Origin of the sequence: Leisingera sp. MMG026 (assembly GCF_021654205.1) — a bacterium.
Lineage (GTDB): Bacteria > Pseudomonadota > Alphaproteobacteria > Rhodobacterales > Rhodobacteraceae > Leisingera.
The window spans coordinates 1-18,224 of record NZ_JAKFZM010000040.1 but is presented as its reverse complement, the minus strand read 5'-3'; the positions used below and the strand labels follow the sequence as shown (position 1 = coordinate 18,224).

Here is an 18,224-nt window from a genome sequence, read left to right as displayed (position 1 = left end):
AAGCCCCGCCGGACCGGCAGGGCTTGGCTGTTCAGGCAGCTGGCAGAGCGGCTGCCCTGCTGCCTGCAATGTGCGTTATTCGCCCATAATCCAGGCCATCGTCTTGCGCACTTCCTGGATCGAGGCAAGGCCGTCCAGACGCTGCAGATTGCCCTTGGCATAGTAGTAGCCAATAAGGGGCGAGGTCTTTTTGTAATACTCCATCAGACGGGTCCTGAGGCTGTCCTCATTGTCGTCCGCACGGCGTTTCACATCATCGCTGCCGCAGTTGGCGCATTTGCCGTCCGCCGGCCAGGGCTTGGTCTGGTCATGGTAGACCTCGCCGCAGCCGCCGCAGGTGGAGCGGCCGGTGATGCGGGTGACCAGCGCGTCATCATCGACCTGCATCTCGATCACCGCATCAAGCTTCAGACCCATCTCGTCCAGCAGCTTGGCAAGCGCATCGGCCTGAGCCAGGGTGCGCGGGAAGCCGTCGAAGATAAAACCGCCCTCGGCGCCCTCGCGCAGTTTCTCGCGGATCAGGCCAATGACGATCTGGTCGGTGACCAGCTTGCCTTCGGCCATGATGGCAGCAACCTTCTTGCCCATTTCGGTTCCGGAGGTCTGGGCCTCGCGCAGCATATCACCGGTGCTGAGTTGCACCATGCCGCGGGATTCAACCAGGTAGCGCGCTTGCGTACCTTTGCCCGCCCCCGGCGGGCCAAGAAGGATAATGTTGCTCATCGGCGAGAGGGTCCCCGTTTTGTCCGTTTTTTGTTGCGCCCGCGCAGCTGGCTTTTCTCAATAAGCCCCTCATACTGATGCGCGAGGAGGTGGCTTTGCACCTGTTGGATGGTGTCCATAGTGACGGATACCACAATAAGAACGGAGGTGCCGCCAAAATAGACGGGGATGGCGAATTGGCCGCGGAGGACCTCGGGCAGCAGGCAGACCAGCGCCAGGTAGCCGGAGCCGAGAACCAGGATGCGGTTGACCACGTACTCGATGTATTCTGCGGTTTTCTTGCCGGGACGGATGCCGGGAACAAAGCCGTTCTGGTTCTTCAGGTTGTTCGCCACGTCATCCGGTTTGAAGGAGACGTTGAAGGTGTAGAAATAGGCAAAGAACACGATCATCGCGACGAAGAACAACAGATACAGCGGCTGGCCGGGCCCGAAGTTGGCCAAGAGCCAGGACATCACCGGACCGGTTGCAGCACCTGAGGAGAACGCCGAGATGGTGGTCGGCAGCAGCAAGAGCGAGGAGGCGAAGATCGCCGGGATCACGCCCGCCGGGTTCACCTTGACCGGCAGGTGCGACGATCCGCCGTCATAGACCTTCATGCCGACCTGGCGGCGCGGGTACTGGATGTGGATCTTGCGCAAGGCGCGCTCCATGAACACGACAAACATGATCACGCCGATCACCATCAGGATCACACCGATGATCACGGCGGGGCTGATCGCACCGGAACGGCCGGAGGCAAAGAACTGGGCAATCGCTGCCGGAACCTCGGCGATGATGCCGACAAAGATGATCAGCGAGATACCGTTGCCGATGCCGCGCTGGGTGATCTGCTCGCCCAGCCACATCAGAAACATGGTGCCGCCCACCAGGGTGATCATGCAGGCCATACGGAAATACATGCCCGGATCGGTTGCCAGGTCACCTGATTCCAGCGACACCGCCAGCCCATAGGCCTGCGCGGTCGCCAGCGCCACGGTGCCGTAGCGGGTGTACTGGTTGATCTTCTTGCGGCCCTGTTCGCCCTCTTTCTTGAGCTGCTCAAGCGAGGGCACCATCGAAGTCAGAAGCTGAACGATAATGGAGGCGGAGATATAGGGCATGATGCCGAGGGCAAAAATCCCCATCCGGCCAAGCGCGCCGCCGGTGAACATCGACACCATGCCGCCGATGCCCTGGCCTGCCTGCTCCATGAACTGGCGCAGGGCGCCTGAATCAATGCCCGGAACCGGAATGAACGTGCCCAGGCGATAGACAATCAAAAGGCCGATCGTGAACAGGATCCGGTTGCGCAGATCCGTGGCCTTGCCCAGGGCAGCCCAGCTGGTGTTCGCCGCCATTTGTTCTGCTGCTGATACCATGAAAAGGTCTCTTCTTTAGCGAAACGCCGCCCGGAACCGTTTTCCGGCTCGGGCGGCGTTCTAGGAAAACTCGAAGACTATGTAAGCGGCATTGGCGCCGCTCACAAGCCGTTACTCTGCGGCGGCTGCAGTTGCCACAGTCAGAGCGCCGCCAGCTTTTGCAACAGCGTCAACGGCAGCTGCCGATGCACCGGTCACAGTGATGGTGGCTTTGGCGGTGATTTCACCTTTGGCCAGGACGCGGACGCCGTCCAGCTTGCGGCGTACCAGACCCGATGCGATCATCGAATCTTCGGTGATGTCCGCGGCGTCCAGCTTGCCCAGGTCGATGAATTTCTGGATCAGACCCAGATTCACAACGGCGTATGCCTTGCGGTTCGGCTTGTTGAAGCCGCGCTTGGGCAGACGCTGGTACAAGGGCATCTGACCGCCTTCGTAACCGTTGATCGACACACCCGAACGGGATTTCTGGCCTTTGATACCACGGCCGCCCATTTTGCCCTTGCCGGAGCCGGGGCCACGGGCAACGCGCATGCGTTTTTTGGTTGCGCCAGGATTGTCGCTGAGTTCGTGAAGTTTCATGTCGCTTCTCCTTGCCGGATGTGGCCCCCGAAGCGTGATGGGCCAACCGCGGCGTTTCTTGATTGGTGATTCCATGGCGCAGAACGCCACCGGGTGCCTATAGACCCGATGCGGGACGGGATCAAGCCCCGCAGCCTTGCCAAACATGGGGCGCAGTCGGATCACGCCGCCAAGACCCCTGCCCTGCCGGTTGCTGCTCTTGCTGCCTCTGGTGCTGTCCGGTCCGTCTAGGCCCGTCCGTTAAGGGATGGCGGCGCCGCCGGGGTGGAGATGGGATGGGGGTGCCCCCATCCGAATACGCGTATCGCGCGCTCCGGGTGCCATGCCGGAGCCCAGTTCCAGGTGCCGGGGGTGTCAGGCCCGGCGGGTGATCATGACCGGGGAACAGCATGGCGCATCCGGGTTAAATCCCCATGGGCAGTGCAAACGGCGGTTGCGCAACACCTCTGCAAACAAAAACGCCCCCGCCGGGATGGCAGGGGCGCTTTCGGGCCGGGCTTTCGGAGAGGGAGGAGGATCCGTCAGCCGGCCGATGAGGTTACTTGCCGTAAACGTGTTCACGCGCGACGCCGGGGATGGCGCAGCGGGTCAGGCCGATGTCGGCCAGATCGCGGGCAGACATCGCGCGCAGGGCGTTGACGGTCGCCTTGTAGTCGCGGCGCAGCTTCCAGTTCTGGATCAGCCCGGCGGCAAAGCCTGCGAAACGGGCTGAAATCCCGGCGGAGGGTGCGGAGAGAGTTGAATATGCCATTGTTCTTGTTCCTTCGCTGCGCTGCCGGAGCGGGCCTCCGGCGCGTTGCTTGATCTGTTCGTCTGAAGTGAACGGCACATAAGGACGGCACGGACCGGGATCAACGGATGCTTTGGTCTGGCGGCTATGCAGCACCCGCATAGCACGATTGCGTGAGTTTCCTTCAAAGGCGCGCAAAAGAAAACGCCCCCGCCCGGCGGGGGCAGGAGCGCTTTGGCCCGGACACAAAGGAGGAGGAGGAGAGTAGCGTCCGGGAAGGAGGAAATTCTTAGCCGTAGACGTGCTGACGGGCCAGGTCGGCGATATCGTCGCGACGCACGCCGATGTCCGAAAGCTCATGATCGCTCAGCGCGTCCAGTTCATTGTAGGTGCGCTGGAATTCACGGGCTTTCACCCAGGAATCGGCCAGGCCTTCCACGGCGGAACGGATGCGGGCGGTGAGGCTGTGGGTGCTGTGTGCGGTGCTGATAACATGTGCCATCGTAACAATCCTTATCTCTGATACCGGGCATATTCCCGGTGGTCTGTGTTTGGTCATTTGCTGTGACCCCGAGATAGGGAGCCGCTGCGATTCCAACAACTGACACAACCGGCAAGCCGCTATGCACGCGGTGCAAGGGGCTTTCCCGCAGGTTAACGCCCTGCCCCGGCCCTGGCTGTCCCAAAACGAAAAACGCCCCCGGTTTCCCGGAGGCGTTTCTTAGTCAGGGATCGAAAAGAGGCTTAGCCGCGCTCTTCGATGATCTGAACCATATGCGAGATCGAGTTGACCATGCCGCGGACCGAAGGAGTATCCTCCAGCTCACGGGTTTTGTGCATCTTGTTCAGGCCCAGGCCAATCAGCGTAGCGCGCTGTTTGGCAGGACGGCGGATCGGCGAGCCGATCTGCTTGATCACGATGGTTTTTGCCATGTCTCTCTACTCCTTACGCTTCAGCTTCGGCAGCTGCCGGTGCTTCGTCCCGCTTGGGCAGGATGTCAGCGACCTTTTTGCCGCGGCGCTGAGCCACCGAACGCGGGCTCTGCTCTTTGGACAGGCCGTTCAGGGTGGCGCGGATCATGTTGTAGGGGTTCTGCGAACCGATCGACTTCGAAACAACGTCTTTGACGCCAAGCATTTCGAAGACAGCACGCATCGGACCACCTGCGATGATACCGGTACCTTCAGGCGCGGTACGCATCACAACTTTGCCTGCGCCGTGACGGCCGGCCATGTCGTGGTGCAGGGTGCGGCCCTCTTTCAGCGGCACGCGGACCATCTGGCGCTTGGCCTGCTCGGTCGCCTTGCGGATCGCTTCGGGCACTTCTTTCGCTTTACCCTTGCCAAAGCCGACGCGGCCTTTTTGGTCGCCAACAACAACCAGGGCTGCAAAACCAAAGCGCTTACCGCCTTTTACGGTTTTGGAGACGCGGTTGATCGCGACCAGGCGATCTGCGAATTCCGGTGTCTCGTCACGGTCGCGGCGGTTGCCACGGCGGTTATCACGTTCTGCCATCAGGCATTCCTTTTAAGAGAGGCGCACTGCACAAAGCACGGGCGCCTGTTGTTCCAATCCTGGTGACACCCGGACAAAGCCCGGGGTCCCGGATCATCGGGGCGGTCCCGAAAGACCGCCCGCAATAGATTAGATCTTCAGGCCGCCTTCACGCGCAGCGTCGGCCAGAGCCTTCACCTTGCCGTGAAACAGGAAGCCGCCGCGATCGAAGTAGGCTTCGCTGACACCGGCCGCTTTTGCGCGTTCGGCGATCAGAGCACCAACTTTGGTCGCTGCTTCGACGTTGTTTTTGCCAACAACGCCGAGATCTTTTTCCAGGGTGGACGCGGAGGCCACGGTCACGCCGCGCAGGTCGTCGATCAATTGAACAGAGATGTTCTTGTTCGAACGGTGCACAGAAAGACGCGGACGGCCTGCGTTCACTTTGCGAAGCTTGTTCCGGACGCGCAGCCGGCGCTTCAGAAACAGGGTACGTTTGCTGTTTGCCATTTTGCTGGTCCTTACTTCTTCTTGCCTTCCTTGCGGAAGATGAATTCGCCCTTGTAGCGGATGCCTTTGCCTTTGTAGGGCTCGGGACGGCGCCATTCGCGGATTTTCGCCGCGACTTCGCCCACCTGCTGCTGGTCGATACCTTCCACAACGATTTCGGTCTGCTTCGGTGCGGTGATGGTGACGCCATCAGGTGCAGTGAAGTCGACATCGTGGCTGTAGCCCAGGTTCAGCTTCAGGGTGTTGCCCTGCATCTGAGCCCGGTAACCCACACCCTGGATCTCAAGCTCTTTCTTGAAGCCCTGGGTCACGCCGGTCACAAGGTTGGCCACCTGAGTGCGGGACATGCCCCACTGCTGACGGGCACGCTTGGACTTGCCGCGCGGCTCGATGGTGACAACATTGTCGTTGACCGACAGGGTGACATCGTCGGTGGCAGTGAAGGTACGGGCGCCTTTCGGGCCTTTCACTTCGATGGTCTGGCCGGACACGGCAGCGGACACGCCGCTGGGCAGTTCGACCGGTTTTTTACCAATACGGGACATCTGCGAGCCTCCTTAGAAGACGGTGCAGAGCACTTCGCCGCCAACGTTGGCTGCGCGTGCGCTTGCGTCCGACATCACACCCTGGGGGGTGGAGACAATCGACACGCCCAGGCCCTGACGGACCGACGGGATGTCATTGACGCCCATGTAAACGCGGCGGCCGGGCTTGGAGACCCGCTTAAGCTCGCGAATGACAGGTTCGCCGTCGAAGTACTTCAGGCTGATTTCGATGGCCGGGTGGCCATTGGCACCAGTCATCTTCTCATAACCGCGGATGTAGCCCTCGTCTGCCAGCACGTCCAGCACCCAGGCCCGCAGCTTGGAAGCCGGGGTCAGGACGGTGGATTTGCCGCGCATCTGAGAGTTACGGATACGGGTGAGCATATCGCCGATAGGATCGTTCATATCTGTCTCTCCCTTACCAGCTCGATTTCACCATGCCGGGGATCTGACCAGCAGAACCCAGCTCGCGCAGCGCAATACGGCTGACCTTCAGCTTACGGTAGTAAGCGTGGGGACGGCCGGTGAGCTGGCAGCGGTTGTGAAGACGGGTTGCCGACGAGTTGCGCGGCAGTTTCGCCAGTTTCAGACGCGCTGTGAAACGCTCTTCCATCGGGCGGCTTTCGTCAGTCGCGATTTCTTTCAGCTCGGCGCGCTTTGCGGCGTATTTTGCCACCAGGCGCTCGCGCTTCTTCTCGCGTTCGATCATGCTTTTCTTAGCCATGGTCTCTATCCTTCCCCCGCTTAGCTGTTGAAGGGCATGTTGAAAGCTTTCAACAGCGCCTTTGCTTCCGCGTCGGTGTTCGCGGTGGTGGCGATCACGATGTCCATGCCCCAGTTTTCATCGATCTTATCAAAATCGATTTCCGGGAACACGAGATGCTCTTTCAAGCCCATGGCATAGTTGCCACGGCCGTCGAAAGAGGTGCCCGAAACACCGCGGAAGTCGCGGATACGGGGCATCGCAATGGTGATCAGACGGTCGAGGAATTCGTACATCCGGTCACCGCGCAGGGTCACCTTGGCGCCCATCGGCATGCCTTCGCGAACGCGGAAGCCGGCGATGGAGTTCTTTGCCACGGTGGTCAGAGCTTTCTGGCCCGCGATGAGGGTCAGATCGGCCTGAGCGGATTTGGCTTTCTTGCTGTCTTTGACAGCAGCGCGGCCGCAGCCGATGTTCAGAACGATTTTCTCCAGCTTGGGGAGCATCATGTCGTTCTTGTAGCCGAACTCTTCTTTCAGGGCGCCACGGATGGTGTCCTTGTACAGAGTCTTCAGGCGCGGGGTGTAGGTTGCAGCGTCAAGCATCAGACAGTCTCCCCGGTGGTCTTGGCGAAGCGCACCTTCTTGCCGTCTTCCTCACGGAAGCCGACACGGGTTGCCTTGCCGTTGCTGTCCAGCAGCGCCAGGTTCGACAGGTCGATCGGCAGTGCTTTGGGCAGACGGCCGCCCTGTTCGTTTTGCGACTGGCGGGTATGGCGGATGGCCATGTTCACGCCGTCGACGATGGCTTTGCCGGCTTTCGGGTCAACGGAGGCGATAGCGCCTTCTTTGCCTTTGTCTTTGCCGGACAGCACGACGACCTTGTCGCCTTTGCGGAGTTTAGCAGCCATGATTACAGCACCTCCGGAGCAAGCGAGATGATCTTCATGAAGTTTTTCGCGCGCAGTTCACGAACAACCGGGCCAAAGATCCGGGTACCGACCGGCTCATTGTTGGTGTTCAGGATAACGGCTGCGTTCCGGTCGAACCGGATTGCAGTGCCGTCTTCGCGGCGGACTTCTTTGGCGGTGCGTACGACAACGGCCTTGCGGACGTCGCCTTTTTTCACGCGGCCGCGCGGGATGGCTTCCTTGACCGAAACGACAATGATGTCGCCTACGGATGCGTATTTACGCTTGGAGCCACCCAGAACCTTGATGCACTGAACTCGGCGGGCGCCGGAGTTGTCAGCAACATCCAGATTTGTTTGCATCTGGATCATGTGGTTTCTCCCGACCTATGGGGCGCCGATGCGTGGCGTGATCCCCCAGGGTTTCGACTTTGCTTTTCAGCCCAGTCGCCAGGAGTCTCGGATGAGACTCTTAGGCTTCCAGAACTTCCCAGCGTTTCGTTTTCGATTTCGGCGCGCATTCGATGATGCGTACAGAGTCGCCGACCTTGAAAGCGTTCTTTTCATCGTGAGCCCGGTACTTCTTGGACTTACGGATGGTTTTCTTCAGAACCGGATGCGTGAAGCGGCGTTCAACCGAGACAGTTACGGTCTGGGCGTTGGCATCGCTGGTCACGGTGCCAGTGAGAATACGTTTGGGCATCGTGTCGCTCCTTATTCAGCTGCTGCAGCAGCTTTTTCGTTCAGGATGGTCTTCACTTTGGCAGCGTTGCGGCGGGCCGCTTTGATGCCTGCAGTGTTTTCCAGCTGACCGGTCGCCTGCTGAAAGCGCAGGTTGAAGCTCTCTTTTTTCAGGGATGCGAGGGCATCGCGGAGTTCATCCACGGTTTTGTCGCGCAGATCATTGGCGTTCATCGCCTTTGTTCCTTATCCAAAGCACCAGAAGGCCCCGATGGGTAACCTTTGACCTGGTGGGTTATGTCAACCGCGCCAAAGACGCGGCAAAAAAGAATCACCCGGCCCAAATCCAAGGCGGATAAGGGACAGGCGATGGGTCCCTATAGAGGAGACAGGGTGCAGGGGCAAGGGAAAGATCGGAGATGCGCCGCAAGCCCGTCCGCCCAGCGGCGGCGGCGGTTCAGATGATCTCATCCTCGTCGAACATCGCCGCGTCCTCCAGCTGCGCATGCAGGCTCTCGATGCGGCTTTCGGCCTCCACCGGCGTCGCCACCCTGGCAATGTGGAACAGGGCGTCGCCCTCATTCACGATCGGCATATTGGCACGGCCGATGATCAGGCCCGCCTGGCCTGCCTGCAGCTCTTCTTCGTGTTCGCCAAAGGGATCGGAAACAACCCCCAGCACATCGCCCTCCTCGACCATTTCACCGGTGGTCTTGTAGGTCCGCAGCAACCCGCCGGCGGGCGCGCGCTCCCAGCTGCTGCTGCCCGCCCGGACCGGCACCACCTCGGCCAGCGGCACGCCATCCCCGGGGATCATGTCCAGCGCGTGCATCACCCGCAGGATGCCGGCAACCCCCACCCGCGCGGACTGCTCGTCGAACCTAAGGCCCTCGCCGGCCTCATACAGCAGGACATCGACCCCGCGCGCCTGCGCCTCCTTGCGCAGGGAACCGTCGCGCAGCCCGGAGCGGATCACCACCGGCGCGCCAAAGGCATCGGCATAGGCCAGGGTCTCCTGCGCCTTCGGCGACACCCGGATCTGCGGCATATTGGTGCGGTGGATGGCGGCAGAATGCAGGTCGATACCCAGATCGCAGCGATCCACCACTTCGGTCATGAACAGATGCGCCAGGCGGCTGGCCAGCGAACCGCCGCCGCTGCCTGGGAAACAGCGGTTCAGGTCGCGCCGGTCCGGCAGATAACGGGAGTGGTTCAAAAACCCGAAGGTGTTGACGATCGGCACCACGATCAGCGTGCCCTTCAAGCGCGAAAACTTGCGGCTGCGCAGCAGGCGGCGGGCAATTTCCACCCCGATCACCTCATCGCCATGAATGGCCGCCGAGACAAACAGGGTTGGCCCGTCCTTCGCCCCGTGGATCACATGTGCGGACATGGTGACCGGTGTATGATCCGACAGCACGCTCACTGGCAGGTCCACCGTGCGGCGGGTGCCGGGCGGAATGTCGAAGCCGCCGATTTCAAAGTCAGGACGGGTCGCCATGGCAAAGCCTTTCAATGAGATGCTCTCAACAGGCTTAGCAAGTTTCCCGCGTTACGCAATTGCGCCGGTCCAGGTCAGCGCTCTGCCCGTTCGCAGACGAAACCCTCCCCGGAACGCCACAGCGAAGCCTGCTTACTCCCACTTGTAATTAAAACTGACCGAGATCCGTTCTTCCTCGGCCATATTCAGCGGCACTTCGTGGCGGATAAAGCTTTCCCACAACAGCACATCACCCACTGCGGGCGACTGATAGACAAAGGTCCGCAGCTCCTGACGGCAGTCCTTCACCCGCGGCGGATGCGCCATCATCATCGCATGGCGCGGGTCCTCCAGCTTCAACGCCGAGGCACCCTCGGGCATCGACACATAGGTGGTGCCGGAAACCACTGAATGCGGATGGATGTGGCTTGCATGGGTGCCGCCCTCAGGCAGAATGTTGATCCACAGATCCTCCAGCATCAGTGCGCGCCCGTCCAGATCCAGCTCCAGATCCTTGGCAAATGCCGCCACATGCAGATCCAGCGATTTCACCAGATCGGCAAAGATGGGAAACCGCCAGGGCAGATCGGTGAGCGAGGCGTAAGAGGTATAGCCGGGATAGCCGTTCTCCTCGCACCAGTCCTGCCCGGCATCGTCATCACCGGCGATGACAAGACAGGAGTTTTCCATTTCCTGCGCATCAATCGATGGTCCGTGTTCGGACAATTGCGCGCGGTAGAGGCGGGTCGCAAAAAGCGATTCAATCTGGGCCATAGCGACGTCTTAGCGCAGCACTCCTGCCTTGGCGAGATGCTTCCTGCAGCTTCTTTCTGGTTGCAAATACCCCGGGGGAGCCGCCAAGGGCGGCGGGGGCAGCGCCCCAACGGACGGGCACAACGAAAAACCCCCGCCGATCACTCAGCGGGGGTCTTTGATTTTTTCAAAAACCGGCTGCGCTCTCATCGCTTTTGCAAACAAAAGCAACTGTTGCGCAGGCGGCGGCAAGGCCGCCGTTTACCAGTCTTCGCGAACCACGACGCGGGTCTTGACCGGCAGTTTCATCGCTGCCAGGCGCAGGGCCTCGCGGGCGACTTCGTCGGTGACGCCGTCGATCTCGAACATCACGCGGCCAGGCTTAACCTTGGCGGCCCAGTAATCCACGGAACCTTTACCTTTACCCATACGGACTTCGGTCGGCTTCGAGGTCACCGGAGTGTCCGGGAAGATACGGATCCAGACACGGCCCTGGCGTTTCATGTGCCGGGTCATGGCGCGGCGGGCAGCCTCAATCTGGCGTGCAGTCACACGCTCAGGAGTGGTTGCCTTCAGGCCATAGGTGCCGAAGTTCAGGTCGGAACCGCCTTTTGCCAGGCCGTGGATCCGGCCTTTGTGCATTTTGCGGAATTTAGTGCGCTTTGGCTGAAGCATCTCAAATCCTCCTTAGCGACGGCCGCCACCGGCACCGCGAGGTGCTGGGCCGTCCTGGATTTCTTGTGCTTTACGGTCACGTGCCGAAGGATCGTGCTCCATGATCTCGCCTTTGAAGATCCAGACCTTGATCCCGATGATCCCATAAGGGGTCACCGCTTCGGTGGGTGCGTAATCGATGTCGGCACGCAGGGTGTGCAGCGGCACGCGGCCCTCGCGGTACCATTCGGTACGGGCGATTTCAGCACCGCCCAGACGGCCGGCGACGTTCACCCGGATACCCAGGGCACCCATGCGCATGGCGTTCTGCACGGCACGTTTCATCGCGCGGCGGAAGGACACACGGCGTTCCAGCTGCTGAGCGATGGACTCGCCGACCAGAGCAGCGTCGAGTTCCGGCTTGCGGACTTCAACGATGTTCAGGTGCAGCTCGCTGTCGGTCATCGAAGCCAGCTTCTTGCGAAGCACTTCGATGTCCGCGCCTTTTTTACCGATGATCACGCCCGGACGCGCGGTGTGAATGGTCACACGGCACTTCTTGTGGGGGCGTTCGATGATCACACGGGCGATGCCCGCCTGCTTGCACTCGGTCTTGATGAACTCGCGGATTTTCAGGTCCTCGAGCAGCAGATCACCGTAGTCTTTGGTGTCGGCATACCAGCGGCTGTCCCAGGTGCGGTTCACCTGCAGGCGCATGCCGATCGGATTGACTTTATGACCCATTAGGCTTGCTCCTCAACTTGACGCACCTTGATGGTGATCTCCGCAAACGGCTTCAGGATTTTGCCGAACCGGCCACGGGCACGCGGGCGGCCGCGCTTCATGGTCAGGTTTTTGCCGACCCACGCCTCGGCGACGACCAGTTCATCGACGTCCAGGTTGTGGTTGTTTTCCGCGTTTGCGATGGCGGACTGAAGGCATTTCTTCACGTCCTGAGCAATCCGCTTGTTGGAGAATGTCAGGTCGGTCAGCGCCTTCTCGACTTTCTTGCCACGGATCATCTGAGCCACCAGGTTCAGTTTCTGCGGCGAGGTACGGAGCATGCGCAGTTTTGCCATTGCTTCGTTGTCTGCCACGCGGCGGGGATTCTTTTCCTTACCCATGACTTACTTCCGCTTCGCTTTTTTGTCAGCGGCATGGCCATAATAGGTGCGGGTCGGCGAGTATTCACCGAACTTCTGACCGATCATGTCTTCCGAGACGTTGACTGGGATGTGCTTTTTGCCGTTGTAGACACCAAAGGTCAGACCGACAAACTGCGGCAGGATGGTGGAACGGCGCGACCAGATCTTGATCACTTCATTGCGGCCCGACTCACGCGCTGCTTCGGCCTTTTTCAGGACATAAGCATCAACGAAGGGGCCTTTCCATACGGAACGTGCCATGGATTAGCGGCCTTTCTTCTTGGCGTGGCGCGAGCGGACGATAAGCTTCTGCGACGCCTTGTTTTTGTTGCGGGTCCGTTTGCCCTTGGTCGGTTTACCCCAGGGGGTCACCGGGTGGCGGCCACCGGAGGTCCGGCCTTCACCACCGCCGTGCGGGTGGTCGATCGGGTTCATAACCACACCACGCACCGAAGGACGCTTGCCCTTGTGGCGCATACGGCCGGCTTTACCGAAGTTCTGGTTCGAATTGTCGGGGTTCGACACGGCACCGATGGTGGCCATGCATTCCTGACGCACCAGACGCAGCTCGCCCGAGGACAGGCGGATCTGGGCGTAACCGCCGTCACGGCCAACGAACTGAGCGTAAGTACCGGCTGCGCGGGCGATCTGGCCGCCTTTGCCGGGCTTCATTTCGATGTTGTGAACGATGGTACCGATCGGCATGCCCGAGAACGGCATTGCGTTGCCCGGCTTGATGTCAGCCTTCGCCGCAGCGATGACCTTGTCGCCGACTGCCAGACGCTGCGGTGCCAGGATATAGGCCTGCTCGCCGTCTTCGTATTTGATCAGCGCGATGAATGCGGTCCGGTTCGGGTCGTATTCGATCCGTTCAACGGTGGCCGCGACATCAAATTTGTTCCGTTTGAAGTCAACGATCCGGTAGAGACGCTTTGCGCCGCCGCCGCGGCGGCGTGAAGTAATCCGTCCGGTGTTGTTCCGGCCGCCCGATTTGGTCAGACCCTCAGTGAGAGATTTGACCGGACGCCCTTTCCAAAGCTCCGAACGGTCGATCAGAACCAGCCCACGCTGGCCCGGCGTCGTCGGCTTATACGACTTAAGTGCCATGCTTTCTGTCTTCCGTTTAGCGTGCAGGCCCTTAGGTTTTTGTCTTTGGACCCGCTATGTGTAAGCCCCCCGCCCGGTTGTCTCCTTTGGAGACGCCCTACTAGGGTTGCCTGAGATATAGGGCCCCGAAGGTCCCAAAGTTGATGCATCCTGACAAACGTAACAACCCCGGAACGAATCCGGGGTCTGCAGGATTGGTGCGGCTTAGCAGAGTCGGGGAGAGGTGGCAATGGTCGTATCTATGATTCAATAGAGACAACTCGTCTATTGAAAATTTCCCGCTTTCCGACCTCGGATAGCTCCCACGCCAACACTGGTCGACCTTATTCAACTTTTGGCTGACTTCAATCGGAAAGCCGCGCCAGCGCCGTCCCGCGGGGTGGCGCTCTCAACGTGGCGTTTGCCAGTTTATCCCGGCCAAATCCGCGCACATCACCGACGCGCACATCACCAGCCAAAGCGCCGCCCCATGGGGGCGGGTCATGCCGGAGGCATGCTTTCAGCATGACGCTGGCGCGGCGGCCTGCGGCCTTGATCCCGCGCCGGGGAACTTTCCGCTCCTGCAGCACTTCGGGGGCGGATTACGCCGGAGGCATAATTTCAGCATAACGCTGGCACGCCCAGCAGCGCCCTATTGCGCCTCAAGAAAACGGCTGGCGTCCAGAATGGTCTCGGTCAGCCCAGCAAAGAAGCCGGGAAAACTGATATCCACCAGCCCTACTGATGCCGCGCCGTCATCGTCCGCCGTGTCCTGGCTGGTATTCACCGCAAACTTGCCCCCCGGCGCATTCAGCAGTTCCCGGTAGCTCGCACCTTTGCCGTGTTTCAGAACGTTGATCACCAGATAATACTGATGGACCCGTTCCGCGAGGGCGGCCTGCCCGGACTGCGACAGCAGGGCTGTCAATTTCCGCGAAAACGGTCCGCGCTTAAAATGGTGCTGCATCCGCGCCTCGAACAGAGTGAAGATATCGACCGCTTCCGCCTCCAGCGCCACCGTAGCCGCGCGCAGCTCCTCAGTTTGACCGGCCGTTCCAGCCGGCCCGCCGTCAGGGGACTGCGCCGCCATGATGCGATCTTCAAGCGTCTTGGCATTGGCCCGCGCCGCCGCGACCAGTTCAGGCAAACTCTGTGAAGGTCCCATCATTCATTCTCCTTAAGGCACCCCCTCCCATACGCTATAGCGCCAGGAATGATAGTGCCGGGTCGTCGTTTTTGAACGCCGCCCGTTGCGCAGGCAGCGCACGCGGGGCTTCGCGGATCTTAACCGCCGGCGGCTATTAATCAGCGGACCGAATGCACCAAGGAAGCCGCCATGCAGACATGCCTGCCACGCACATACGCAAAAGGCCCCCGCTGTCGCGAGGGCCTTCCAAAGTCTCAAAGAGGCAAATCTCAGAGTCCGGTGGACACGTCGATTGTGTTGCCCTCTTCCAGGGTCACATAGGCTTTCTTGACGTCTTTGCGACGGCCCATCTGGCCGCGGAACCGCTTGACCTTGCCTTTGGTGATGGTGGTGTTGACCGCCTTCACCTTGACGCCAAAGAGAGCTTCAACAGCTTCTTTGATCATCGGCTTGTTCGAGTCGATTGCCACCTCAAAGACCACTGCGCCGTTTTCGGACGCCATGGTGGTTTTCTCGGTGATGATCGGCTTGCGGACCACGTCGTAGTGTTCTGCTTTCGCGCTCATTTCAGGCGAGCCTCCAGTGCTTCGACACCTGCTTTGGTGATCACCAGGATGTCACGCTTCAGGATGTCATAGACGTTTGCGCCCATTGTCGGCAGGATATCCAGGCCTTCAATGTTGCGCGACGCTTTCAGGAAGTCTTCGTTGACCGAAGAACCGTCGATGACCAGCGCGCGTTTCCAGCCCAGGTTTTTCACCTGTTTGGCCAGAGCCGCGGTTTTGCCTTCGGAGGCTGCATCCTCGATGATGACCAGCTCGCCCGCTTTTGCCTTAGCGGACAGCGCGTGGCGCAGACCCAGCTTGCGGAACTTCTTGGTCAGATCGTGGCCGTGCGAACGGACAACCGGGCCCTTGTAGATACCGCCTTTGCGGAAGATCGGCGCGTTACGGTCACCGTGGCGTGCGCCGCCGGTGCCCTTCTGGCGATAGATCTTCTTGGTCGAATAGGAGGTCTCCGAGCGGGTCTTCACCTTGTGGGTGCCCTGCTGCGCGTTGTTGCGCTGCCAGCGGACCACACGGTGCAGGATGTCCGCACGCGGCTCCAGGCCGAACAGGTCTTCGGACAGCTCGATGTCGCCGGACTTGCCGCCGTCGAGTTTGATCACGTCAAGTTTCATGCTTCACCACCTTCCGCGGGGGCTTCAACAGCCGGTGCATCGGTTGCAGCCGCTTTCAGACCAGCCGGGAACGGCAGACCTTCGGGCGCTTTCTTCTTCACGGCGTCCTTGACGGTAACCCAGCCGGATTTCGGGCCGGGAACGGCGCCTTTGATGAAGACCAGGCCGCGATCGGCGTCGGTTTTCACCACTTCCAGGTTCTGGGTGGTCACGCGGGCAGCGCCCATGTGGCCGGCCATCTTCTTGCCTTTGAAGACTTTGCCCGGATCCTGACACTGACCGGTCGAACCATGCGAACGGTGCGAGATCGACACACCGTGCGTGGCGCGCAGGCCGCCGAAGTTGTGCCGCTTCATGGCACCGGCGAAACCTTTACCGATCGAGGTGCCGGTGACGTCCACTTTCTGGCCAGCCAGGAAATGTTCGGCCGAAATTTCGGCGCCGACTTCGATCAGGGCGTCTGCGGGCACGCGGAATTCCACGAGCTTGCGCTTCGGCGCAACCTTGGCTGCTGCGAAGTGGCCGCGCATGGCTTGCGACGTGCGCTTTGCCTTGGCGGAACCAGCACCGAGCTGAACGGCGGTGTAGCCGTCTTTGTCATCGGTGCGCTGCGCAACAACCTGCAGGCCGTCCAGCGACAGAACGGTCACAGGGATCTGCTTGCCGTCTTCCAGGAACAGCCGGGTCATGCCGACTTTCTTTGCGATAATACCAGAGCGCATATTCATTACCCTCCGATCTTACGACTGCAGCTTGATTTCGACGTCCACACCAGCGGCGAGGTCGAGCTTCATCAGCGCGTCCACGGTCTGGGGGGTCGGATCAACGATGTCGAGAAGACGCTTGTGCGTCCGGATTTCGAACTGATCGCGGGATTTCTTGTCAACGTGGGGGCCACGCAGAACAGTGAATTTCTCGATCTTGTTCGGCATCGGGATCGGGCCACGAACCTGAGCGCCGGTACGCTTGGCTGTGTTGACGATTTCCTGGGTGCTGGCATCCAGCACGCGGTAATCGAATGCCTTCAGCCGAATGCGAATGTTTTGGCTTTGCATTACATCTGCCTTTATTGAGGCGTTGAGGTTGAGAGGAGGGCCTGCGACCACCGCCGAACCCTCATCGAACCCAAAAGGCGGGAATCACCCCGCCCCTATCCGCGCATAGCGAACCTGCGCGCTATACGCCTGATGAGGCAATGTGGCAAGGGGTTTCGCGGCGAAACGGTTGCGTAAAGGGCGGACGGTGCGTTTGGGGTTTCTTTAGCTTGGTAAAGGGTCGATTATGGTGGACAGATTGCCCACCGTACATTGTTGAAAGGGAAGTGTAGCAAGCGCCTCCTGTCAATACAGCAGGACTGCGTGTAGAACCTGCGCTCAACTCGTCCGCTAGTTTTGCCCAGTGAGCTTCCATATCACTGCACGGTTCCCTGCCTGACCAGTAGAAGTTCCCACAACGGTAAGGCTGTCTGAGGTAACATCGCTAGCCTTGCTAGAAAGAAATCCCCCTGCCTTGTTCAGCCTGCCAAGCAATTTCCAAGACCCATCCGTTTTGCTGATAAAGGCAGTCTGCGCTCCAGAACCCTTTACGTATCCCACAAGAGTTGTCCCCAGACGGTTAACTGCCAAAGCTCCGCTTTTCTTAAGCGCAGCTACAGAAAACAATACCTTTTTCTTACCCATTGCGTTCCAATAGAATACCTTACTTCTGCTATGTGACCCTGCTTCGCCAACAATAACCGAGCCGTCCAAGGAAGCATCATGCGCATACCTTAGTTTTTCCCCCTGAACCGATTTTAGCAAAACAACTCCCTCACTGGCTGTCCATCGAAAGGCCCGAAATCCCACACGCCCGACAATGACTTGGCCGTCGCCACTGACGCCAAGGGCTGCACTGTCTCTGTGGAGATCTTCGGTCCCTATAAAAGTTATTCCGCTATCGGCGGTCCAGCGAAAGGCACTGCGACCTCCAAGGCCGCCAACGCTGCCAACAACAACTGTACCATCTCCACTCACTGCAGTTGCGCCAGTTTGCCTGTGCCCATCGACCTCACCGAGGCTGACCATGCCCGTTTCTTCTGTCCACCGGAACGCACGCCAGCCGGCTTCACTGTCACTCTTGCCTACAATAGTTGAGCCATCAGCGCTTATAGCGGTGGCCCTGCTCTCAGCTCCTCCAGGCAGGACCCCGAGACTGACCATCCCCTGCTCTTCAGTCCACATAAATGCGCGCTCTCCAACCGAAGACCCGCTCACACCAACGACAATGCGGCCATCATCGCTTACCGCTTTTGCGAAGCTGCTTTCCCCGCCCTTCAGAACGCCCAGATCGCAGATAACGATGCCTTCGATGTTGCTCTTCGCGGGCGCTTCACAGGTCGCAGCAGAAACATCGGGGCTGGAAAGTAACTGCACCAAAGAAACCAAAGTTGACGCAATGAGCGTCTGAAAATTATTGAACATCTAGAATGCCTTACTGAAAAATAACAACGATAACGGCAGTGCCGCACCCGATTTGAAGACAATAACAAAGTGACCATGTTC

The 18,224-nt window shown here is 59.8% G+C and carries 29 protein-coding genes; all 29 read right to left on the bottom strand.

The window, feature by feature from the left end; all coding sequences use genetic code 11:
* Positions 1 to 75: 75 nt before the first annotated feature.
* The 29 genes from L1069_RS18470 to L1069_RS18330 all read right to left on the bottom strand — a co-directional run bounded on the left by L1069_RS18470 (position 76) and on the right by L1069_RS18330 (position 18,143).
* On the bottom strand, positions 76 to 723 hold the full coding sequence (locus tag L1069_RS18470; RefSeq protein WP_134830794.1) for an adenylate kinase: 648 nt from the start codon (positions 721 to 723) through the stop codon (positions 76 to 78).
* Entirely contained in the window at positions 720 to 2,084 is a 1,365-nt protein-coding gene (gene secY, locus L1069_RS18465; RefSeq protein ID WP_129372210.1) for a preprotein translocase subunit SecY, read from the bottom strand. Before secY ends, L1069_RS18470 begins: the two co-directional genes overlap by 4 nt.
* 111 nt (positions 2,085 to 2,195) lie before the next feature.
* Complete coding sequence (gene rplO, locus L1069_RS18460) at positions 2,196 to 2,666, bottom strand: 50S ribosomal protein L15 (protein WP_129372211.1); 471 nt, start codon at positions 2,664 to 2,666, stop codon at positions 2,196 to 2,198.
* A gap of 538 nt (positions 2,667 to 3,204) precedes the next feature.
* Entirely contained in the window at positions 3,205 to 3,417 is a 213-nt protein-coding gene (locus L1069_RS18455; protein WP_134830796.1) for a DUF1127 domain-containing protein, read from the bottom strand.
* Between the two features lie 268 nt (positions 3,418 to 3,685).
* Complete coding sequence (locus tag L1069_RS18450; protein ID WP_129372213.1) at positions 3,686 to 3,898, bottom strand: DUF1127 domain-containing protein; 213 nt, start codon at positions 3,896 to 3,898, stop codon at positions 3,686 to 3,688.
* 242 nt (positions 3,899 to 4,140) lie between these two features.
* Entirely contained in the window at positions 4,141 to 4,329 is a 189-nt protein-coding gene (gene rpmD, locus L1069_RS18445; RefSeq protein WP_129372214.1) for a 50S ribosomal protein L30, read from the bottom strand.
* A gap of 13 nt (positions 4,330 to 4,342) precedes the next feature.
* Positions 4,343 to 4,912 (bottom strand): 30S ribosomal protein S5, encoded by a 570-nt coding sequence (gene rpsE / locus L1069_RS18440; protein WP_129372215.1) that lies wholly within the window; start codon positions 4,910 to 4,912, stop codon positions 4,343 to 4,345.
* Between the two features lie 129 nt (positions 4,913 to 5,041).
* Positions 5,042 to 5,401, bottom strand: coding sequence for a 50S ribosomal protein L18 (gene rplR, locus L1069_RS18435; RefSeq protein ID WP_027257354.1), 360 nt, complete (start codon positions 5,399 to 5,401; stop codon positions 5,042 to 5,044).
* 11 nt (positions 5,402 to 5,412) lie between these two features.
* Positions 5,413 to 5,946, bottom strand: coding sequence for a 50S ribosomal protein L6 (gene rplF, locus L1069_RS18430; protein WP_129372216.1), 534 nt, complete (start codon positions 5,944 to 5,946; stop codon positions 5,413 to 5,415).
* 12 nt (positions 5,947 to 5,958) lie between these two features.
* Positions 5,959 to 6,351, bottom strand: a complete 393-nt coding sequence (gene rpsH / locus L1069_RS18425; RefSeq protein WP_024088550.1) for a 30S ribosomal protein S8 — start codon at positions 6,349 to 6,351, stop codon at positions 5,959 to 5,961.
* Positions 6,352 to 6,364: 13 nt separating this feature from the next.
* Positions 6,365 to 6,670 (bottom strand): 30S ribosomal protein S14, encoded by a 306-nt coding sequence (gene rpsN, locus L1069_RS18420; RefSeq protein WP_129372217.1) that lies wholly within the window; start codon positions 6,668 to 6,670, stop codon positions 6,365 to 6,367.
* A gap of 20 nt (positions 6,671 to 6,690) precedes the next feature.
* Positions 6,691 to 7,254 carry a 50S ribosomal protein L5 gene (gene rplE / locus L1069_RS18415; RefSeq protein WP_129372218.1) on the bottom strand — a complete coding sequence of 188 codons (564 nt, stop codon included), beginning with the start codon at positions 7,252 to 7,254 and terminating at the stop codon, positions 6,691 to 6,693.
* A complete protein-coding gene (gene rplX / locus L1069_RS18410) occupies positions 7,254 to 7,559 on the bottom strand; it encodes a 50S ribosomal protein L24 (protein ID WP_027257351.1) in 306 nt (101 codons plus the stop codon). The genes rplE and rplX overlap by 1 nt, the downstream gene beginning before the upstream one ends.
* Before the next feature lie 2 nt (positions 7,560 to 7,561).
* Positions 7,562 to 7,930, bottom strand: a complete 369-nt coding sequence (gene rplN, locus L1069_RS18405) for a 50S ribosomal protein L14 (RefSeq protein ID WP_027257350.1) — start codon at positions 7,928 to 7,930, stop codon at positions 7,562 to 7,564.
* Between the two features lie 100 nt (positions 7,931 to 8,030).
* A complete protein-coding gene (rpsQ, locus tag L1069_RS18400; RefSeq protein ID WP_024088546.1) occupies positions 8,031 to 8,261 on the bottom strand; it encodes a 30S ribosomal protein S17 in 231 nt (76 codons plus the stop codon).
* An 11-nt stretch (positions 8,262 to 8,272) separates the two neighbouring features.
* A complete protein-coding gene (gene rpmC, locus L1069_RS18395) occupies positions 8,273 to 8,473 on the bottom strand; it encodes a 50S ribosomal protein L29 (protein WP_024088545.1) in 201 nt (66 codons plus the stop codon).
* Between the two features lie 223 nt (positions 8,474 to 8,696).
* A complete protein-coding gene (locus L1069_RS18390) occupies positions 8,697 to 9,740 on the bottom strand; it encodes a succinylglutamate desuccinylase/aspartoacylase family protein (protein WP_211038653.1) in 1,044 nt (347 codons plus the stop codon).
* Positions 9,741 to 9,872: 132 nt separating this feature from the next.
* Positions 9,873 to 10,493, bottom strand: a complete 621-nt coding sequence (locus L1069_RS18385) for a TIGR02466 family protein (protein ID WP_237456643.1) — start codon at positions 10,491 to 10,493, stop codon at positions 9,873 to 9,875.
* Positions 10,494 to 10,733: 240 nt separating this feature from the next.
* The gene (rplP, locus tag L1069_RS18380) at positions 10,734 to 11,147 is read right to left on the bottom strand and encodes a 50S ribosomal protein L16 (protein ID WP_024088541.1); all 414 of its coding nucleotides are present in this window, start codon (positions 11,145 to 11,147) and stop codon (positions 10,734 to 10,736) included.
* Between the two features lie 12 nt (positions 11,148 to 11,159).
* Positions 11,160 to 11,870 carry a 30S ribosomal protein S3 gene (gene rpsC, locus L1069_RS18375; RefSeq protein ID WP_044008297.1) on the bottom strand — a complete coding sequence of 237 codons (711 nt, stop codon included), beginning with the start codon at positions 11,868 to 11,870 and terminating at the stop codon, positions 11,160 to 11,162.
* Positions 11,870 to 12,250, bottom strand: a complete 381-nt coding sequence (gene rplV / locus L1069_RS18370; RefSeq protein WP_024088540.1) for a 50S ribosomal protein L22 — start codon at positions 12,248 to 12,250, stop codon at positions 11,870 to 11,872. The genes rpsC and rplV overlap by 1 nt, the downstream gene beginning before the upstream one ends.
* A gap of 3 nt (positions 12,251 to 12,253) precedes the next feature.
* Complete coding sequence (gene rpsS / locus L1069_RS18365; RefSeq protein ID WP_024088539.1) at positions 12,254 to 12,532, bottom strand: 30S ribosomal protein S19; 279 nt, start codon at positions 12,530 to 12,532, stop codon at positions 12,254 to 12,256.
* 3 nt (positions 12,533 to 12,535) lie between these two features.
* The gene (gene rplB, locus L1069_RS18360; RefSeq protein WP_129372221.1) at positions 12,536 to 13,378 is read right to left on the bottom strand and encodes a 50S ribosomal protein L2; all 843 of its coding nucleotides are present in this window, start codon (positions 13,376 to 13,378) and stop codon (positions 12,536 to 12,538) included.
* A 631-nt stretch (positions 13,379 to 14,009) separates the two neighbouring features.
* Positions 14,010 to 14,525, bottom strand: a complete 516-nt coding sequence (locus L1069_RS18355) for a hypothetical protein (protein WP_237456642.1) — start codon at positions 14,523 to 14,525, stop codon at positions 14,010 to 14,012.
* A gap of 248 nt (positions 14,526 to 14,773) precedes the next feature.
* A complete protein-coding gene (locus L1069_RS18350) occupies positions 14,774 to 15,070 on the bottom strand; it encodes a 50S ribosomal protein L23 (protein ID WP_024088533.1) in 297 nt (98 codons plus the stop codon).
* Positions 15,067 to 15,684 carry a 50S ribosomal protein L4 gene (rplD, locus tag L1069_RS18345; protein WP_129372224.1) on the bottom strand — a complete coding sequence of 206 codons (618 nt, stop codon included), beginning with the start codon at positions 15,682 to 15,684 and terminating at the stop codon, positions 15,067 to 15,069. The genes L1069_RS18350 and rplD overlap by 4 nt, the downstream gene beginning before the upstream one ends.
* Positions 15,681 to 16,406, bottom strand: a complete 726-nt coding sequence (gene rplC, locus L1069_RS18340) for a 50S ribosomal protein L3 (RefSeq protein WP_027257340.1) — start codon at positions 16,404 to 16,406, stop codon at positions 15,681 to 15,683. The genes rplD and rplC overlap by 4 nt, the downstream gene beginning before the upstream one ends.
* A gap of 18 nt (positions 16,407 to 16,424) precedes the next feature.
* On the bottom strand, positions 16,425 to 16,739 hold the full coding sequence (rpsJ, locus tag L1069_RS18335) for a 30S ribosomal protein S10 (protein WP_019298501.1): 315 nt from the start codon (positions 16,737 to 16,739) through the stop codon (positions 16,425 to 16,427).
* A gap of 330 nt (positions 16,740 to 17,069) precedes the next feature.
* On the bottom strand, positions 17,070 to 18,143 hold the full coding sequence (locus L1069_RS18330; RefSeq protein WP_237456641.1) for a hypothetical protein: 1,074 nt from the start codon (positions 18,141 to 18,143) through the stop codon (positions 17,070 to 17,072).
* Positions 18,144 to 18,224: the final 81 nt, after the last annotated feature.

Bases quoted from the DNA above. Each gene is read 5' to 3' on its own strand.
- rpsQ (WP_024088546.1), bottom strand. From the start codon at position 8,261: ATGCCCAAACGTATTCTCACTGGCACCGTGACCAGCGATGCCAACGCC.
- L1069_RS18450 (WP_129372213.1), bottom strand. From the start codon at position 3,898: ATGGCACATGTTATCAGCACCGCACACAGCACCCACAGCCTCACCGCC.
- rplP (WP_024088541.1), bottom strand. From the start codon at position 11,147: ATGCTTCAGCCAAAGCGCACTAAATTCCGCAAAATGCACAAAGGCCGG.
- rpsN (WP_129372217.1), bottom strand. From the start codon at position 6,670: ATGGCTAAGAAAAGCATGATCGAACGCGAGAAGAAGCGCGAGCGCCTG.
- L1069_RS18455 (WP_134830796.1), bottom strand. From the start codon at position 3,417: ATGGCATATTCAACTCTCTCCGCACCCTCCGCCGGGATTTCAGCCCGT.
- rplO (WP_129372211.1), bottom strand. From the start codon at position 2,666: ATGAAACTTCACGAACTCAGCGACAATCCTGGCGCAACCAAAAAACGC.
- rpsS (WP_024088539.1), bottom strand. From the start codon at position 12,532: ATGGCACGTTCCGTATGGAAAGGCCCCTTCGTTGATGCTTATGTCCTG.
- rpsC (WP_044008297.1), bottom strand. From the start codon at position 11,870: ATGGGTCATAAAGTCAATCCGATCGGCATGCGCCTGCAGGTGAACCGC.
- rplD (WP_129372224.1), bottom strand. From the start codon at position 15,684: ATGAAACTTGACGTGATCAAACTCGACGGCGGCAAGTCCGGCGACATC.
- L1069_RS18390 (WP_211038653.1), bottom strand. From the start codon at position 9,740: ATGGCGACCCGTCCTGACTTTGAAATCGGCGGCTTCGACATTCCGCCC.
- rplR (WP_027257354.1), bottom strand. From the start codon at position 5,401: ATGGCAAACAGCAAACGTACCCTGTTTCTGAAGCGCCGGCTGCGCGTC.
- L1069_RS18330 (WP_237456641.1), bottom strand. From the start codon at position 18,143: ATGTTCAATAATTTTCAGACGCTCATTGCGTCAACTTTGGTTTCTTTG.
- secY (WP_129372210.1), bottom strand. From the start codon at position 2,084: ATGGTATCAGCAGCAGAACAAATGGCGGCGAACACCAGCTGGGCTGCC.
- rplC (WP_027257340.1), bottom strand. From the start codon at position 16,406: ATGCGCTCTGGTATTATCGCAAAGAAAGTCGGCATGACCCGGCTGTTC.
- rplE (WP_129372218.1), bottom strand. From the start codon at position 7,254: ATGCTTGACGCTGCAACCTACACCCCGCGCCTGAAGACTCTGTACAAG.
- L1069_RS18350 (WP_024088533.1), bottom strand. From the start codon at position 15,070: ATGAGCGCGAAAGCAGAACACTACGACGTGGTCCGCAAGCCGATCATC.
- L1069_RS18385 (WP_237456643.1), bottom strand. From the start codon at position 10,493: ATGGCCCAGATTGAATCGCTTTTTGCGACCCGCCTCTACCGCGCGCAA.
- rplX (WP_027257351.1), bottom strand. From the start codon at position 7,559: ATGGCTGCTAAACTCCGCAAAGGCGACAAGGTCGTCGTGCTGTCCGGC.
- rpsE (WP_129372215.1), bottom strand. From the start codon at position 4,912: ATGGCAGAACGTGATAACCGCCGTGGCAACCGCCGCGACCGTGACGAG.
- rplN (WP_027257350.1), bottom strand. From the start codon at position 7,930: ATGATCCAGATGCAAACAAATCTGGATGTTGCTGACAACTCCGGCGCC.
- rpsH (WP_024088550.1), bottom strand. From the start codon at position 6,351: ATGAACGATCCTATCGGCGATATGCTCACCCGTATCCGTAACTCTCAG.
- rpmD (WP_129372214.1), bottom strand. From the start codon at position 4,329: ATGGCAAAAACCATCGTGATCAAGCAGATCGGCTCGCCGATCCGCCGT.
- rpmC (WP_024088545.1), bottom strand. From the start codon at position 8,473: ATGAACGCCAATGATCTGCGCGACAAAACCGTGGATGAACTCCGCGAT.
- L1069_RS18355 (WP_237456642.1), bottom strand. From the start codon at position 14,525: ATGATGGGACCTTCACAGAGTTTGCCTGAACTGGTCGCGGCGGCGCGG.
- rpsJ (WP_019298501.1), bottom strand. From the start codon at position 16,739: ATGCAAAGCCAAAACATTCGCATTCGGCTGAAGGCATTCGATTACCGC.
- rplF (WP_129372216.1), bottom strand. From the start codon at position 5,946: ATGTCCCGTATTGGTAAAAAACCGGTCGAACTGCCCAGCGGCGTGTCC.
- rplV (WP_024088540.1), bottom strand. From the start codon at position 12,250: ATGGGTAAGGAAAAGAATCCCCGCCGCGTGGCAGACAACGAAGCAATG.
- L1069_RS18470 (WP_134830794.1), bottom strand. From the start codon at position 723: ATGAGCAACATTATCCTTCTTGGCCCGCCGGGGGCGGGCAAAGGTACG.
- rplB (WP_129372221.1), bottom strand. From the start codon at position 13,378: ATGGCACTTAAGTCGTATAAGCCGACGACGCCGGGCCAGCGTGGGCTG.